Here is a 14,626-nt window from a genome sequence, read left to right as displayed (position 1 = left end):
ATTATCGGGCAGTATATTTAATCTTAACTTATGAAAAAATATTTTACAATAATATTATTAGTTATTACCAGTACTATTACAGCACAACAAACTAATATTTTTTGGAGTCGCGACTTCTGGAAACCAACGACCACAATTGCTGATGTAGTACAAAAAGTAAAAGAAGGTAATGATGCCGTAGCATTAAGCTCAAGTAACTTTGATGCTACTGTAAATGCCATTTTAGCCAATGCATCTGATGATGTTATTAAACATCTATTAAGCTATGATGGTAACGATGTTAACAAGATTACTCATGACGGTCGTACCTATTTGTTTTGGGCAGGTTTAAAAGGGAATTTACCTGTAATGAAACACCTTATCAGCAATGGAGCAAAAACGGACATCCTTGATGATAAAGGAAGTACTGTTTTACTTTTCGCAGCTGGAGGTGGACAAACGAATCCTGAACTTTACAACTTGCTTTTAGCTAACGGTGCCACCCTAAATGAAACCAATCCAAAAGGTGCCAACGCATTACATCAGCTGATTGGTAAAGCCAAGAACTTAAAAGAGTTAGACTATTTTACAAATAAAGGATTAGACTTAAATAGTAAAGACAAACTAGGACATAATGCTATTGATTATGCCGCAAAAACTGGAAACAAAGAAATTATTGAGCAATTGATTAAAAAAGGTATTTCGTATAAGGACACTAATTCAGATGGTAGTAATGCTATTTTAATAGCTTCCATTGGAGGTCGTGGCAGTGGCAATAGTTTAGAATTTTTCAAGTATTTAAAAGGGCTAGGAATTGAAGCAAATATTTCTGATAAGCAAGGTGTAAACCCAATGCATTATCTAGCCTACAAAAATAAAGAGGTAGCTATTTTTGACTATTTTTCTGAAAACGGTATACCAATAACAAAGGCAGATAATGAAGGTAATACACCATTAATGAATGCTGCTTATAGCAATGACTTGGCAATAGTAAAATATTTTGTTGACAAATCTGAACATATAAATGCAAAAAATGAATTTGGCAAAACAGCACTGACTAATGCGGTAAGACAAAATTCATTTGAAGTGGTTGAATTTTTAATCAACAACGGAGCAGCTATAAATATTATTGACGAAAATGGAAATAATCTAGCATTCTACTTAGTAGATTCTTATTCAAAACGTAATGAAAAATCTTTTAACCAAAAGTGGGATTTACTTACAAAAAAACAGCTGAATTTTACCCATATTCAAAAACAAGGCAACAACCTGTATCATTTAGCCGCAATTAAAAACAGCACGTCTATTTTAGATAAAATTGCTAAGCATAAACTGGATATTAATGCTAAGAACAATGATGGACTTACCCCTTTGCACAGAGCGATAATGACCGCCAAAAATGTAGAAATAATCAAACATTTAATAGCGTTAGGAGCCAAAACAAGCATTTTAACAGACTTTGAAGAATCTTCATATGATTTGGCACTAGAAAACGAGCTTTTAGATAAAAACAGTATTGAATTTTTAAAGTTATAAATTGTGAATAATCTCGGAGCTACTTTGAGATCCATTAAAAAACCACGCTTGCCATCGTGGCAGGCAATAAATATAAACACATGAAATTAAAATTATTTATTTTAAGCATCGTAACGGTACTAACGCTTGCTGCTTTCAGTCCAGTAGCCAAAAGCACCTCTTACAAATGCATGATTCAGCTTATTAATTACGATGGTGAAGGAGCTTATATTGCCGTTTCATTATTGGATGCTAAGGGCAATTACGTAGAAACTTTAAATGTAATTGGAGATGATAATGAGTGGTATCACGATTTAACAAATTGGTGGAAATATTTTGAAAACACAACCAATACTATCGATGCAATTACTGGAGCCACAATTAGTGGTGGAGAACGTACCATTAAAGTCATTAAAATTGATGATGACAAATTAAATAAAGGATATAAAATTCGTTTTGAAACCGCTGTTGAAGATCAAAAATATGTTGCAGATGACGTAACTTTTGAATTGACTTCAGAAAGTGTAAAAAGTAAAGTAGACGGTACAGGCTATATAAGATATATCCGTATGTTACCACAGAAATAAGCTCATTATGACATTATCAGTTTGGAGGTACAGTCATCTTGTTTTGGCTGTATCTTCTTCTATTTTTATCTTACTCGCTTCCATAACTGGAATTATATTAGCTTTTGAGCCTATTTCAAATCGTGTACAACCTTACACAACTAATAATTTAAACGAGATTACCGTTGCTGAAATAGCAACTACACTTCGTGAAAATTATACTGAAATTATCTCTTTAGAAATTGATAAAAATGATTGGGTTACCGCATCAATTATAGATGGAGAAGGCAATAACGAAATCTTCTACATTAACCCTAAAACTGGAGAGAATTTAGGAAAACCTACTGAAACAAATTCCATATTTCAATTTGCAACCAACCTACATCGTTCGTTATTTTTAAAAAGTATTGGGCGTTTTTTTATTGGACTGACCTCTTTATTACTTTTTTTAATTAGCATAACAGGAATTTTCCTAATCTTTAAAAAGCAAGGAGGCTTTCGTGGCTTTTTTAGGCCAATTGTAAAAGAAAAATTCAATCCGTATTATCATACCCTATTTGGAAGATGGTTGTTAATTCCCATACTCATTATCACCATAAGCGGTGTTTATCTTTCATTAGAGCAGTTTGCTATTATTCCAAAATCAAAAATAGTTCATCAAGAAGACACCCTTTTTGCAGAAGAGTCGTTATTAACATTGTCGCAATTTGAAATATTTAACAACACCAAATTATCTGATGTTCGCAAAATAGAATTCCCTTTTGCAGAATTTCCAGACAGTTATTTTTTACTGCAATTAAAGAACAAAGAAGTATTGGTTAATCAATTTAACGGTACTATTGTTAGCGAGTTTAACTATCCCTTTACCGCATTAATTTCTTATTACAGCCTGATATTACATACTGGACAAGCCAGCATTCTCTGGAGTATTATTTTACTACTTGCCTGTATAGGGATTCTTTTTTTCATGTATTCTGGTTTTAGCATTGCCTTGCAACGCAGAAAGTCGCGAATTAAAAATCGCTTTAAAAAAGATGCTTGTGAATATGTAATCCTTATCGGTTCCGAAAATGGAAATACATTTCATTTTGCAAATGCCCTTCATTCAGAATTAATAAGACTTGGAAAAAAGTCGTTCTTAGCAGAATTAAACAGCTACAAAAGTTACAAAAACATGCAACAATTAGTTGTGATGACGGCTACTTATGGTAAAGGAGAAGCTCCTACAAATGCAAAAAAATTCAATGCATTATTACAAACACATCAACAAGGTAAGCCCTTTGATTACTCCGTTGTAGGTTTTGGCTCGTTGGCTTATCCTGATTTTTGTCAATTTGCGTATGATGTTGATGATATGTTACAACAACATGCTAACAGTAACCGATTGGATAATGTTTTTACTATTAACAATCAGTCATTAGAATCTTTTAACCAATGGTTACTGCAATGGAAAGACAAGGAAAATTTAGATATTCGCTTACCAAGTACTGTTATTAATAAAAAGAAACGAAAAACCTACACATTTGAAGTCACCAAAAACACGAAAGCAGATGAACAATCTGATAACACATTTTTGATTCAGCTAAAGGTTACCTTGGGTAAAGTAAGGTTCAAATCTGGTGATTTATTATCAATTGTAAGTGATAAAGACCATAGAGAACGTCTTTATTCTATTGGGAAATCAGATGGAAACACCATTTTAATTAGCGTAAAATTGCATGACAAAGGATATATTTCTAACCGTTTAAATAACCTTAACATAGGCGATAAAATAGAATGTAGTATTGTAAAAAATAAAGGCTTCCGTCTTCCTAAAAAAGCAAAAAATGTAGTGTTAATTGCTACAGGAACTGGTATTGGCCCCTATTTAGGCATGATGCATGAAAACAATAAAAAATCAGATTTACATCTTTATTGGGGTGGACGGAAAAAGGAATCTTTTAATCTGTATAAAAAGGAAATAGATGCACAACTAGAAAAAGGAAACTTAGTGTCACTACGATTGGCTTTATCTCAAGAACAAAAGGAGAAGTTATATATACAACATGTATTAAAAGAAGACGGTGAAAAGATTTCCGAAATTCTCAAAAATAAAGGTGTTGTTATGATTTGTGGATCTGTTGTTATGCAGAAAGAGGTTACCAATATGCTAGACGAAATTTGTAAAAAATACCTAAAAAAATCACTAAGTTATTATCAAAACAAAAGTGCTGTACTGATGGATTGTTATTAAACTTCATCTTCATTAGCCTCCTCATCCTCCTGAACTATATTCGGAAAAATTAACGGCACAATACCTTTGACAGGTTCGTACAATTCTGATTCCTCTATTTGCTCCTCCGTAAGAAATGGGATTGTTCTATTTAATTTACTAAAAACCACTAAAACTACACTTAGAATTAATCCTATTTTGGCCGCACCAAACAAACCTCCTATCATTTTATTAAAGAGACCTAACGCTGCAACATCCGCAATTTTTGTCAATAGCTTACCCGCTAATGAAATTAAAATAATAATCACCAAAAAAGTCACCGCAAAAGCAGCTATTTGAATATGTTTGTCATTCCATTCCACACTTCTCTCTATATAACTAGATGCAAAATGTGAAAAATGAATAGCTCCGTAAAGTCCTAATGCCAAAGCTGCTAATCCGGCAACTTCTACAAAAAAACCTTTCATAAATCCACGGACCAATCCGAAAAGTAACAAGGCGGCTAATATTATATCTAAGGTATTCATAGGTTAGGTTTAAAGCTCAAAAGTAGCGGTTTGAGATTTAATAGGACAATTTAATTTAAAATCACGTAATTATAATACCTCTTCTACAGCGATATCTTCATCTATATAAACCAACATCTTCTTAGCAACTGTATAGCCCAATTGAAATACAACATTGGCATAACTATTCAGTTGATGATGGTATTTTTTTTCTGGTTTTCCTGTTTTATAATCGATTATTGTGGCATTATTATCTTCGTCAATCACCAAGCGATCTGGTATGATAATCTCACCTAACTCTGTAAAGATCTCACGTTCGTTATAGACGGTATTGTTCTGCTGGTAATAACTTTCTAAACTTGGATGTGATACTATTTGATGGATTAAACCACTAATAGTTTCCTTGTCACTCGCAACAATATTCCCTAAACTCACATATTTTTCAATAACCTCCTCAATATCATCTGCAGTTTTTATCTGAGACATCAATTCGTGAATTAAATTACCATATTTAATAGATTCACCTCGCTCACTATCCCATAACAATGAAGAATTTGCCACAATGGCAATGTTATGCGATTGCCAAGAAGTACTCATTAATTGATTAAATTGTACCGTGTTTTTCTTGTCCTCAGGTTTAACAGAAACTCTTTCTTTATTTCCAAAAGTATATTCCGTTTTCGTCTCACTCCATTCGCCTTTTTTATCCAAGAAATCCATTAAAAATTGAGAAGAAGAAGTAGGTTTATCCTTTAACGTTTTTTGCTCTCCAATAATATATAATTGCTCAATTGCTCTTGTAAAAGTGACATATAACAAATTAATATTATCCAATTCCTTTTCATTTCGATAGGATTGATACAACTGCTGGCCTAGTTCGCCAATATTCTCTAACGATTTACTCTGATTGACCAATAAAGTCTCAAAATTATTAAAGTCCTCAGGGTTTTCAATCGAATACCAACCTTTAGACCCCATATCTCTATAAATATCTAAATCGAAAGGAAAAATAACTACTGGAAATTCCAGTCCTTTAGACTTATGAATGGTCATAATCTGAACGGCATTTTTTTCTTCAGGCACTACGATACTGAGCTTATCTTTTTTATCTTTCCAAAATTCTAAAAACGCTCGGGTATCCGTCGATTTTTTTAGTGAATATTTTAATACCTCATCTAAAAAGAATTGTAAATAGGCATCAGAAGTTTCATTAAAATTAACGCTTCTTAAAATATATTCAACACTTTCATAAAGTGGTAATTGTCCAATCTCTTTAGGATCAAAGTCAATTTTAAAATCGTTTAAAAACTGAAATAACTCAACGACAGATAAGTCAATTAATTCTTTAAAAAACAAGTGCTTATCGCTAGTCACACCTAAATGATTATATAAAAAATAGAGCAGGTTAAACTTCGCCTCTTTATCGTTGTTATTTTGAAGATATGTTAATACATCAATCACATAATTAACCTTTTCAGAATTCTGTAATAACAACGTTTCTGAACTGATAATATCGACATTATTTTCTGTTAAAAAATTGGCAATAGCAACGCCATGTTTCTTTGTTCTTGTGAGTACACAAATTTCATTTAATTGAAAATCTTCCGCTGCATTTTTTATAATCTGAAGTACTTTTTCTCCATAAGCCAACCCCTTTTCGTCAGCAACTAAGCCTTTTTCAACAAAAGATAGTGAAACATATCCGCCCACTTTATTGGTTTGTTGCTGCTTATTCTCATTAAAGTAAATATCCTTGTAATCAACTTCATTAAAATAATTAGAAATGTATTGAAAAAAGTTGTTGTTAAAATTAATAACCTCCGTATAACTTCGATAATTCGTTTCTAAAGACCGTAACTCCTTTTTTATATGAAAAGGGTTATGAGCATGAGTATCTCCTTCTTGAGCCAATTTAAGGAACTGTTCTGGCTCACTTCCTCGCCAACGATAAATGGACTGTTTGGTATCGCCCACCAAAAGCAATCCGGTATGTTCTTGAGACAAGGCGTTTTTTATTAATGGAATAATATTATGCCATTGCAGCAAGGATGTATCTTGCATTTCATCAATAAAATAATGCTTGAATTTTTCACCAATACGCTCGTAAATATAAGGTGCCGGTTGATCTTGTAAATTTTTACTTATAAGTTGATTAAACTCGGCATTTAAGCGAATATTCTTTTCTTCTTTTATCTCGTTTAACGTCTTGTTAATACGACTTAATACTGCAAGTGGTATTAAGTTCTTAAGAAAAAGTTGCTTTAAAATATATTCTTGATATATTTTTTCAGACTCAAAATACAAGGAGCTTAATTCAGAGGCTACACCATCAATGGCTGCTTTTATATCGGGCGATTTTGATTTTGCATAAAACTCTTGATTCGTTACTTTTTCTCTTAAGCTATTTACACTAAAAAATTTGGCCTTTTCTAAATTGTAAGCTATATTTTTAAAATGATTGGGTAACATTGACCGAAAAAAGTCATTGAAATTCAATCCCAAATTTTCAATAATCTTTATACCTTCTTCACCAATTGACTTGAATTGGTTTTCTAGTAATTTTTGATCTTTTAATAACTGATTTTTTAAGTCAATAAAATCTTTTATTGGTTTTTCTTGAATTTTTTCAAGCTGTATTTTATCATTTTCATTCAATAATATTTTGGCAATTTCTTTTAGCTCTCGCGTTATATCCCACGACTTATCATCATCAGTTTTCTGTAGAGCAAAATCGATTAAAATAGTTGTTAATTCAGCATCTTCACCAATTTGAGAAATAAGTTGATCTACAGCCTCGTCTAATAACGAATTGGCATCCATTTCAACATCAAAATTAAGCGACAGTCCCAAATCATGAGCAAAACTTCGAATTAACCGATGCGTAAAACTATCAATGGTGGTTATATTAAATGCAGAGTAATTTTGAAGAATAGCATTTACTACTTTTTTGGAGCGTTGATGTAATGCAATATCATTTACAATTATTCCTTCCTTTAAAAAATCAGCTTCTATGGTCTTGAAAAGATCCGTTTTATTTTTTAAAATATCAGGATTAGAAAACGCTCTTAGATTTTCTATCACCCTTGTTTTCATTTCTGCCGCGGCTTTATTGGTAAAGGTTACGGCTAAAATATGTTGAAAACGATACGTCTCTTCCGTTTCTAATAAAATCTTTACATAAGACTTTACAAGCGTAAATGTTTTACCACTTCCTGCGGATGCATTATAAACTTGAAATGTTGATGGTTGCAAATCGATTTTTTTATAAAAGTATATTATATCAAAACAATCGCCAAATTTGTGCAACTAAAAAAGTAACTACAAATCCCATAATTACAGGTAAAATTGTGGCTACGGTTGTCCATTTTAAACTGTTTGTTTCTTTATATATGGTATAAATAGTTGTACTACACGGATTGTGCAACAAGCTAAATAACATCAAATTAACCGCTGTAAGTAAGGTCCAACCTCCTGATCGTAATAAATCGCCTGTGGCATTTACTGAATCTAATTCAAACATAACTCCTGCACCTTCACCTCCTGTAACACCAGTAACCAAAACAGTTAACATTAAAATAGTTGGTATAACAATTTCATTTGCTGGAATAGCTACGATATAGGCCAATAAAATGACTCCATTTAAACCTAGTAGAAAACCAAAACTATCTAAAGAATCTATAGTCCAAGCGGCGATACTTTCATTACCTATATAAATATTTGAGATTAACCATATTACCGCACCGGCCGGAGCCGCAAAAACAATAGCTCTCCATAAAACAATTAAAGTTCTGTCTATTAATGAAGTATAAATTGTTTTTAATACTCTTGGAGGACGATAAGGTGGTAATTCCAAATTAAAAGTAGAAACCTCTCCTTTTAACACCGTTTTTGTTAGAGCCCAAGATGTTAAAAACATAAAAAATATTCCTAAAATTGCAATTCCAATAACGGCTGACATAGAAGCTACGGTTGAAAGTGAAGAAGGAACTACGGCACCTATAAAAATTGTAGCTATTAATATCTGAGTAGGCCAACGACCATTACACAATGAAAAATTATTAGTAATTATTGCGATCAAACGTTCTCTGGGACTATCAATAATTCGTGTTGCTACTACCCCTGCAGCGTTACAGCCAAAACCCATACTCATCGTTAATGCTTGTTTACCATGAGCTCCAGATTTTTTAAACAAATAGTCCATATTAAATGCTACTCTGGGTAAATATCCAAAATCTTCAAGCAATGTAAATAACGGAAAAAAGATAGCCATAGGCGGCAACATTACAGCAATAACCCATGCAACAGCTAAATAAACACCATCAATTAAAAATCCGTCTAACCACCACGGCATTCCTATACTCGCTGCCAATCCTTTTAAAAAGGGATGAACAACATCTAACAATACATCAGCTAACATAGCTGATGGGTAATTAGCACCTATAATTGTAATCCATAATATCAAAGCCAACACTAAAAACATGATTGGAAATCCCCACGTTTTACTCGTTACAATTCTATCAATCTTCGCATCTAAACGAAACTTTTTCTTCTCATTATCTTTGCTTACTGATGCATTTGAAATTTCAGAAGCATCAGCATAAATACCTTCTGCTAAACTATCGTGAAAATCGTCGCCGATTTTCCAGCGTAAATCTGAAGATAAGGTTATTAAATTTTCTATCTCGTCTTTATTCATTTGTTATTTTTAAGCAAATTCACCTGTTTTTAACGCTTTTATAATACGATTATCACCTTCTAACAATCTAAAGGCAATCCATCGACTATTTGGTATCGTTGGAAACTGTTTTTTTATCTCTGTACTCAACTTTTCAACAGCATCTTCAATTTTTTTGGGTACATTTTTTATTCTATGTGGTTTACAAATTATTTTTCCTGAAGCCACTTCGCTAATCGTTTGTATTAAATCAGGAATCCCTTCGTTAAATCGAGCACTCGTTGGCACTACTGGTATTCCCAAATCTCTAGAGAGCGTTCTTTCATCTATTTTAATGTTATTTCTTTTGGCCTCATCCATAAGATTTAAGCATAACACTGCTTTATCTGTAATCTCTAATATTTGCAATACTAAATTTAGATTTCGCTCTAACCTACTGGCATCTACAACAATTACCGTTACATTAGGCTTTCCGAAAAGAATAAAATCTCGTGCCACCTCCTCATCTTGCGATGTAGATAGCAGCGAATAGGTTCCTGGTAAATCAACCAATTTAAATTTACTGTCATTATACTCAAAAGCACCTTCAGCCCTAACCACCGTTTTACCAGGCCAATTTCCCGTATGTTGACGCAAACCGGTTAATGCATTAAAAACGGTACTTTTTCCTGTATTAGGATTACCCGCTAAAGCGACTACATAGTCAATATTATCGGTATGAACGCCTAACTTTTTTAATCCTTTCGCATTAAATTGCGGGCAAGTTTCACATGCACTATTTACTTTATTTTCCATTTTCTATACCCTTTTTGATGAGAATTTTAGAAGCTTGATCATGCCTTAAAGCAATGCTGGTACCTTTAATTAAATAAGCAATAGGATTGCCAAAAGGGCTCTCTAAATCGATGCTTATTTTAGCTCCCCTTACAAATCCTAAATCCAATAATCTTCTTCTACTATCTCCTCTACTTTCTTTTGAAATTCCTATAATAGAAGCCTCTTCATTATCTTTTAAACTAGATAATCTGGCCATATTCTCTTCCAATGATTCTTCTTTTTCAAGAAGTGTAATGGTAATATTTGCCGCTACTATTGGAGCCAGAACAAACTCTTGACCTTCCGCATAAAAAACCACGCGTTCTTTATTATTCTCTATAACTCTTATTTGAGAACCAATATGAATTTTCTCTGCAAGTATTTGTTTATAAATTACATCAGGCTCATCTTCTATATGCACTATTCTACCAACAGAACCAACTTTTAAAGATGACAAAAACTCACCTTCTAAATCAGCCACTTTTCCTAATTTGGTGGGAATAGGATCTCCATGTGGATCATATTGAGGATTTCCTAAACGTGTGGCTAGCAAATCAGTTTCTTCATGACTCAATTTATGCTCCATATCTTCTGCTCGATCGTGCCACTCCATTTTATCAAAACCTGTTTTTTCTGCTAAATATTTTTCCCAAAGCCTATGCACTCTTACAATTCGCAATGCATAATCTCTACCAGAATCCGTTAATTTTAAATTTTCGCCATCAAAGGTTATCAATTCAATAATTGTCATTTTTTTAATAACATCAACTATAGTTCTTTCATCAAATTTCAATGAATTACTTAGCTCATGTAAATTCATGTCTTTTCCAGCATTCTCGGTGTGATATAATTGTTTTAAAACATCTTCAATAACTATTTTTTCGTTTGATTTTAAATTATTCTTAATGACCCAAAACCATCCTGATTTTGGTCTAAATAATAAATAAGATATCAAAACCAGTCCGAAAAATATTAACAATGCATGTGTTGGATTGTAATTCATTTTTTTATTAAATATAAGTTATGAGCCGCTTTTTGTGAAATTAACATCTCCTTTTTTCCAACTTTTATAGTTAAAGAATTATCAAAAGGCTCTTTAGCGAGTACGGTAATTTTTTGACCTATTGCAATCTCGTTTTTATCTAAATATCTTAAAAATTCGTCTGACGAATCTTTAACCCCTAACAAAGTACTTTCTTGGTTTACCTCTAAATAAGACAATTGAATTTTTTCCCTTCTGGTAATATTACCATCCTTATCTGGAATAGGGTCTCCATGTGGGTCTATCGTTGGAAAATCTAAAAATTCATCTAGCTTATCCACCAAATCGTCTGACTTTATATGCTCTAGCTGTTCGGCGATTTCATGCACTTCATCCCAAGCAAAATCTAATTTATCTACTAAAAAACTTTCCCATAAACGATGTTTTCTTACCAAATAAACTGCAATTCCTTTTCCCTCTTTAGAAAGTTGAACACCTTGATATTTTTTATAAACTACTAGTTTTTTATCAGATAACTTCTGCATCATATCCGTTACAGATGATGCTTTTGTGTTCATTTTTTTTGCAATAGCGTTCGTGCTAACCCCTTTGGGCTCAAGAAGCTCAAGATGATAAATCGATTTTAAATAATTTTCTTCAGAAGAACTAAGCATATAATAATTTTGACTATGCAAATATACGTTTTTAAATTTATTAAAAATATTTTTAGTCAACCCTAAAAATAAGTTAAATTTATAATCTTATATTTGAGATTCAAATCACCACTAGACATGCTAACAAATCAAAAATCATTATTTAACCTTCCTGAATCCATAACATATCTTAATGGAGCTTACATGTCTCCGCAATTAAAAAGTGTTGAAAAAGCAGGACATGACGCAGTATCAAAACAAGGCTTTCCACATAAAATTGGTGTTGACGATTTTTTTAACGGTCCAGAAATGCTAAAAAAAGCTTTTGCTGAACTAATTGATGTACCCGATTTTAACAATACAGCAATAATTCCTTCCGCCTCGTACGGTTTAGCAAATGCCGCTAATAATGTAAAACTTGAACCTGGTGACGAAATTATAATAGTAGATGCTCAATTTCCTAGTAATGTTTATGCTTGGCAAAAAGTAGCAGCCCAAAAAAAAGCAACAATAAAAGTAATTGCCACTCCAAAAAATCTCACAGGAAAAGGCAAAGCGTGGAATAAAAATATATTAGATGCCATAAACAAAAAAACTGCTGTGGTTAGTTTAGGTCCAATTCATTGGGCAGACGGTACAATATTTGACTTAAGGGCTATTAGAGAAAAATCAAAATTGTATAACGCAGCATTAATTATTGATGGCTCTCAATTTATTGGAGCCGCTCCATTCTCCGTTAAAGAAATTAAACCAGACGCCGTTATATCTGTGGGTTACAAATGGCTAATGGGCCCGTACGGATTAGGTATGGCCTATTATTCTGACGATTTTAACGATGGCGAGCCACTTGAAAATAATTGGATTAACCGTTATAAAAGTGAAGATTTTACGCAATTAGTAAATTACAATCCTGGTTATCAACCAAAAGCAGGACGCTATAATATGGGGGAATGCAGTAATTTTATTTTGGTTCCGATGCTAACTGAAAGCATCAGACAATTATTAAAATGGCAACCTGAAAATTTTCAAAATTATTGCAATTCTATTTCAAAAAAAGGGATTTCCAATTTGCAGGAATTGGGATGTTCTATTGAAGATGATGATTTCAGAAGCAAACATCTATTTGGTGTTTACTTACCTAAGCATATTGACTTACAAAATTTAAAAACAAAATTTCAACAAGAAAGTATTCATGTTTCTTATCGTGGTGATGCAATCAGAGTTTCTCCTAGTGTTTATAATTCAGAAGCCGATTTTGAAAAATTTGTGAGTTGTTTTAAAAACAAATAATAGACCTAAAACTCACCTTTCTTTTATGAATTTCTCTAAATACAAAGCAAACAATCAGTCAAACCCAACATCTGCAATACTGGGGTTTCTATTTATTTTTTTAATATCAGTATTTCTAGGTTGGCTTTATAATTTGACTTATTTAATTCCTATAATATATTTCAACGTTGTTATAACCATTGCATTAGGCTTTGCGGTAGCATTTTCTGTTCAAATAGCAGGTAAAATATTTAAAATCACAACAAGAGCAAGAAGGCATTACTTGACTATATTTTCTTTAATTACAGTCTATTACTCACATTGGATTGCCTTTATTTTATTTACAACAACGGGAAGTATTCCAAACGCATCCGAATTCATTAGTTATTTCTTTTATCCTAATAACTTCTTTTTAATAATTGGTGAAATTAATACCTATGGCACCTGGAGTTTTGGTACTATGGAAGCCCCTGTAAATGGGTTAATACTTACCGCTATTTGGCTTATTGAAGCCATAATCATTTTCTTTATAGCTATTAGATATACATTGTTATTTCCTGAAAATCCCTATTCTGAAAAATTCAATAAATGGTATCCTAAATTAACTTTAGATTATGATTTTAACTCCTTTTATTCAGAAGATAAAATAATTACAAATCTAAAAGAACAGGGTATAGATATAATTAGCAATGCTGAAAAAGGATTGGCGTATAAACATTCAAAAATTTCTATCTTTTTTCTTAAAAATGAAGAAAATCAATATCTCTCAATTGATAACATTTTTATAGAGGTAAGAAATAAATCTAAAAAAACAATAACGCCAATGTTAAGTCCAATAAAAATTACGAATACTGACGCTCAGCAATTAATTACCAAATTTGGAACGAAAAAGGCCTTTTATTTCGATTTTTAAACTATTAGCTTTTATTTACTGCTTTAATTGCTTGTGTAAATTCTTCGAGGTCTTCGTCATTTAATACAAGGTGAACGGCTTCATCACAAATTGTTTCTACATTTGCTGTTGGAAAACCTAAGCCTATAGCAACACGTCTCAACACAATCATTTCAGAACCCGTAACTTCATCATCTGCAAAAATCATTTGCGTCAATTTAAACAATCGTTCAATACGCTCATCGTAACTATTCGGTGGACGAATAGCAAATTTATCAGCATCTTTTACTATTTCTTGATACTTCTCATCTCCAATTTCAAATGTTTTTGACAATTTTTCTAAAAGTCCTTTTTCAGAATCTGTTAGTTTTTCATCAGCCAAAGCTAATTGAACAATATTGGCAAAATGGCTCAAATTATCTTTTTGAGCACCACTTGAATATAAATCTGATATTGACATGTCTAATTTTTAAGTTGTCAAATATAAATAAACTGAGGATATTTTAATAAGGTTATTTATAATTTTATCTTTGCACCTTCACACTCGATTACCATTTGGCT

At 32.2% G+C, this 14,626-nt stretch carries 12 protein-coding genes; 5 read left to right on the top strand and 7 right to left on the bottom strand.

Annotated features, from left to right (window positions below; all coding sequences use genetic code 11):
• The first annotated feature begins 30 nt into the window (after positions 1–30).
• From FF125_RS01070 to FF125_RS01060, 3 genes are all read left to right on the top strand, one after another.
• On the top strand, positions 31–1,515 hold the full coding sequence (locus FF125_RS01070) for an ankyrin repeat domain-containing protein (RefSeq protein WP_138948052.1): 1,485 nt from the start codon (positions 31–33) through the stop codon (positions 1,513–1,515).
• An 80-nt stretch (positions 1,516–1,595) separates the two neighbouring features.
• A complete protein-coding gene (locus FF125_RS01065; protein WP_138948051.1) occupies positions 1,596–2,081 on the top strand; it encodes a DUF2271 domain-containing protein in 486 nt (161 codons plus the stop codon).
• A gap of 7 nt (positions 2,082–2,088) precedes the next feature.
• Positions 2,089–4,293: a PepSY domain-containing protein gene (locus FF125_RS01060; RefSeq protein WP_138948050.1), complete on the top strand. Its 2,205-nt coding sequence runs from the start codon at positions 2,089–2,091 to the stop codon at positions 4,291–4,293.
• Here FF125_RS01060 and FF125_RS01055 read toward each other — a convergent pair.
• The 6 genes from FF125_RS01055 to FF125_RS01035 all read right to left on the bottom strand — a co-directional run bounded on the left by FF125_RS01055 (position 4,290) and on the right by FF125_RS01035 (position 11,925).
• Positions 4,290–4,799 carry a CvpA family protein gene (locus FF125_RS01055; RefSeq protein ID WP_138948049.1) on the bottom strand — a complete coding sequence of 170 codons (510 nt, stop codon included), beginning with the start codon at positions 4,797–4,799 and terminating at the stop codon, positions 4,290–4,292. The two genes, FF125_RS01060 and FF125_RS01055, sit on opposite strands and share 4 nt — an antisense overlap.
• Before the next feature lie 69 nt (positions 4,800–4,868).
• Positions 4,869–8,030: a UvrD-helicase domain-containing protein gene (locus FF125_RS01050; RefSeq protein WP_138948048.1), complete on the bottom strand. Its 3,162-nt coding sequence runs from the start codon at positions 8,028–8,030 to the stop codon at positions 4,869–4,871.
• Between the two features lie 28 nt (positions 8,031–8,058).
• Positions 8,059–9,474 carry a nucleoside recognition domain-containing protein gene (locus tag FF125_RS22285; RefSeq protein WP_394344120.1) on the bottom strand — a complete coding sequence of 472 codons (1,416 nt, stop codon included), beginning with the start codon at positions 9,472–9,474 and terminating at the stop codon, positions 8,059–8,061.
• A gap of 9 nt (positions 9,475–9,483) precedes the next feature.
• The gene (locus tag FF125_RS22280) at positions 9,484–10,248 is read right to left on the bottom strand and encodes a FeoB small GTPase domain-containing protein (RefSeq protein ID WP_394344119.1); all 765 of its coding nucleotides are present in this window, start codon (positions 10,246–10,248) and stop codon (positions 9,484–9,486) included.
• Complete coding sequence (locus FF125_RS01040) at positions 10,238–11,272, bottom strand: metal-dependent transcriptional regulator (RefSeq protein ID WP_138948047.1); 1,035 nt, start codon at positions 11,270–11,272, stop codon at positions 10,238–10,240. Before FF125_RS01040 ends, FF125_RS22280 begins: the two co-directional genes overlap by 11 nt.
• Positions 11,269–11,925 (bottom strand): metal-dependent transcriptional regulator, encoded by a 657-nt coding sequence (locus tag FF125_RS01035; RefSeq protein ID WP_138948046.1) that lies wholly within the window; start codon positions 11,923–11,925, stop codon positions 11,269–11,271. The genes FF125_RS01040 and FF125_RS01035 overlap by 4 nt, the downstream gene beginning before the upstream one ends.
• A 117-nt stretch (positions 11,926–12,042) precedes the next feature.
• On the opposite strand from FF125_RS01035, the gene FF125_RS01030 reads away from it, so the two are divergent.
• Together FF125_RS01030 and FF125_RS01025 are read left to right on the top strand one after the other, a co-directional pair.
• A complete protein-coding gene (locus FF125_RS01030) occupies positions 12,043–13,194 on the top strand; it encodes an aminotransferase class V-fold PLP-dependent enzyme (protein ID WP_138948045.1) in 1,152 nt (383 codons plus the stop codon).
• 25 nt (positions 13,195–13,219) lie between these two features.
• The gene (locus FF125_RS01025) at positions 13,220–14,086 is read left to right on the top strand and encodes a hypothetical protein (protein WP_138948044.1); all 867 of its coding nucleotides are present in this window, start codon (positions 13,220–13,222) and stop codon (positions 14,084–14,086) included.
• A 4-nt stretch (positions 14,087–14,090) separates the two neighbouring features.
• Here FF125_RS01025 and FF125_RS01020 read toward each other — a convergent pair whose 3' ends face one another.
• On the bottom strand, positions 14,091–14,525 hold the full coding sequence (locus FF125_RS01020; protein ID WP_138948043.1) for a tellurite resistance TerB family protein: 435 nt from the start codon (positions 14,523–14,525) through the stop codon (positions 14,091–14,093).
• Positions 14,526–14,626 lie beyond the last annotated feature (101 nt).

This window comes from Aureibaculum algae, from assembly GCF_006065315.1.
Taxonomy (GTDB): Bacteria; Bacteroidota; Bacteroidia; order Flavobacteriales; family Flavobacteriaceae; genus Aureibaculum; species Aureibaculum algae.
Note: the sequence above shows the minus strand (reverse complement) of the source record. Positions and strands in the feature narration are given on the sequence as shown.

What these genes read in the sequence shown, in the direction of transcription:
- FF125_RS01020 (WP_138948043.1), bottom strand. Translation starts at nt 14,525, where the DNA reads ATGTCAATATCAGATTTATATTCAAGTGGTGCTCAAAAAGATAATTTG.
- FF125_RS01055 (WP_138948049.1), bottom strand. Translation starts at nt 4,799, where the DNA reads ATGAATACCTTAGATATAATATTAGCCGCCTTGTTACTTTTCGGATTG.
- FF125_RS22285 (WP_394344120.1), bottom strand. Translation starts at nt 9,474, where the DNA reads ATGAATAAAGACGAGATAGAAAATTTAATAACCTTATCTTCAGATTTA.
- FF125_RS01030 (WP_138948045.1), top strand. Translation starts at nt 12,043, where the DNA reads ATGCTAACAAATCAAAAATCATTATTTAACCTTCCTGAATCCATAACA.
- FF125_RS01070 (WP_138948052.1), top strand. Translation starts at nt 31, where the DNA reads ATGAAAAAATATTTTACAATAATATTATTAGTTATTACCAGTACTATT.
- FF125_RS01035 (WP_138948046.1), bottom strand. Translation starts at nt 11,925, where the DNA reads ATGCTTAGTTCTTCTGAAGAAAATTATTTAAAATCGATTTATCATCTT.
- FF125_RS01040 (WP_138948047.1), bottom strand. Translation starts at nt 11,272, where the DNA reads ATGAATTACAATCCAACACATGCATTGTTAATATTTTTCGGACTGGTT.
- FF125_RS01060 (WP_138948050.1), top strand. Translation starts at nt 2,089, where the DNA reads ATGACATTATCAGTTTGGAGGTACAGTCATCTTGTTTTGGCTGTATCT.
- FF125_RS01065 (WP_138948051.1), top strand. Translation starts at nt 1,596, where the DNA reads ATGAAATTAAAATTATTTATTTTAAGCATCGTAACGGTACTAACGCTT.
- FF125_RS22280 (WP_394344119.1), bottom strand. Translation starts at nt 10,248, where the DNA reads ATGGAAAATAAAGTAAATAGTGCATGTGAAACTTGCCCGCAATTTAAT.
- FF125_RS01025 (WP_138948044.1), top strand. Translation starts at nt 13,220, where the DNA reads ATGAATTTCTCTAAATACAAAGCAAACAATCAGTCAAACCCAACATCT.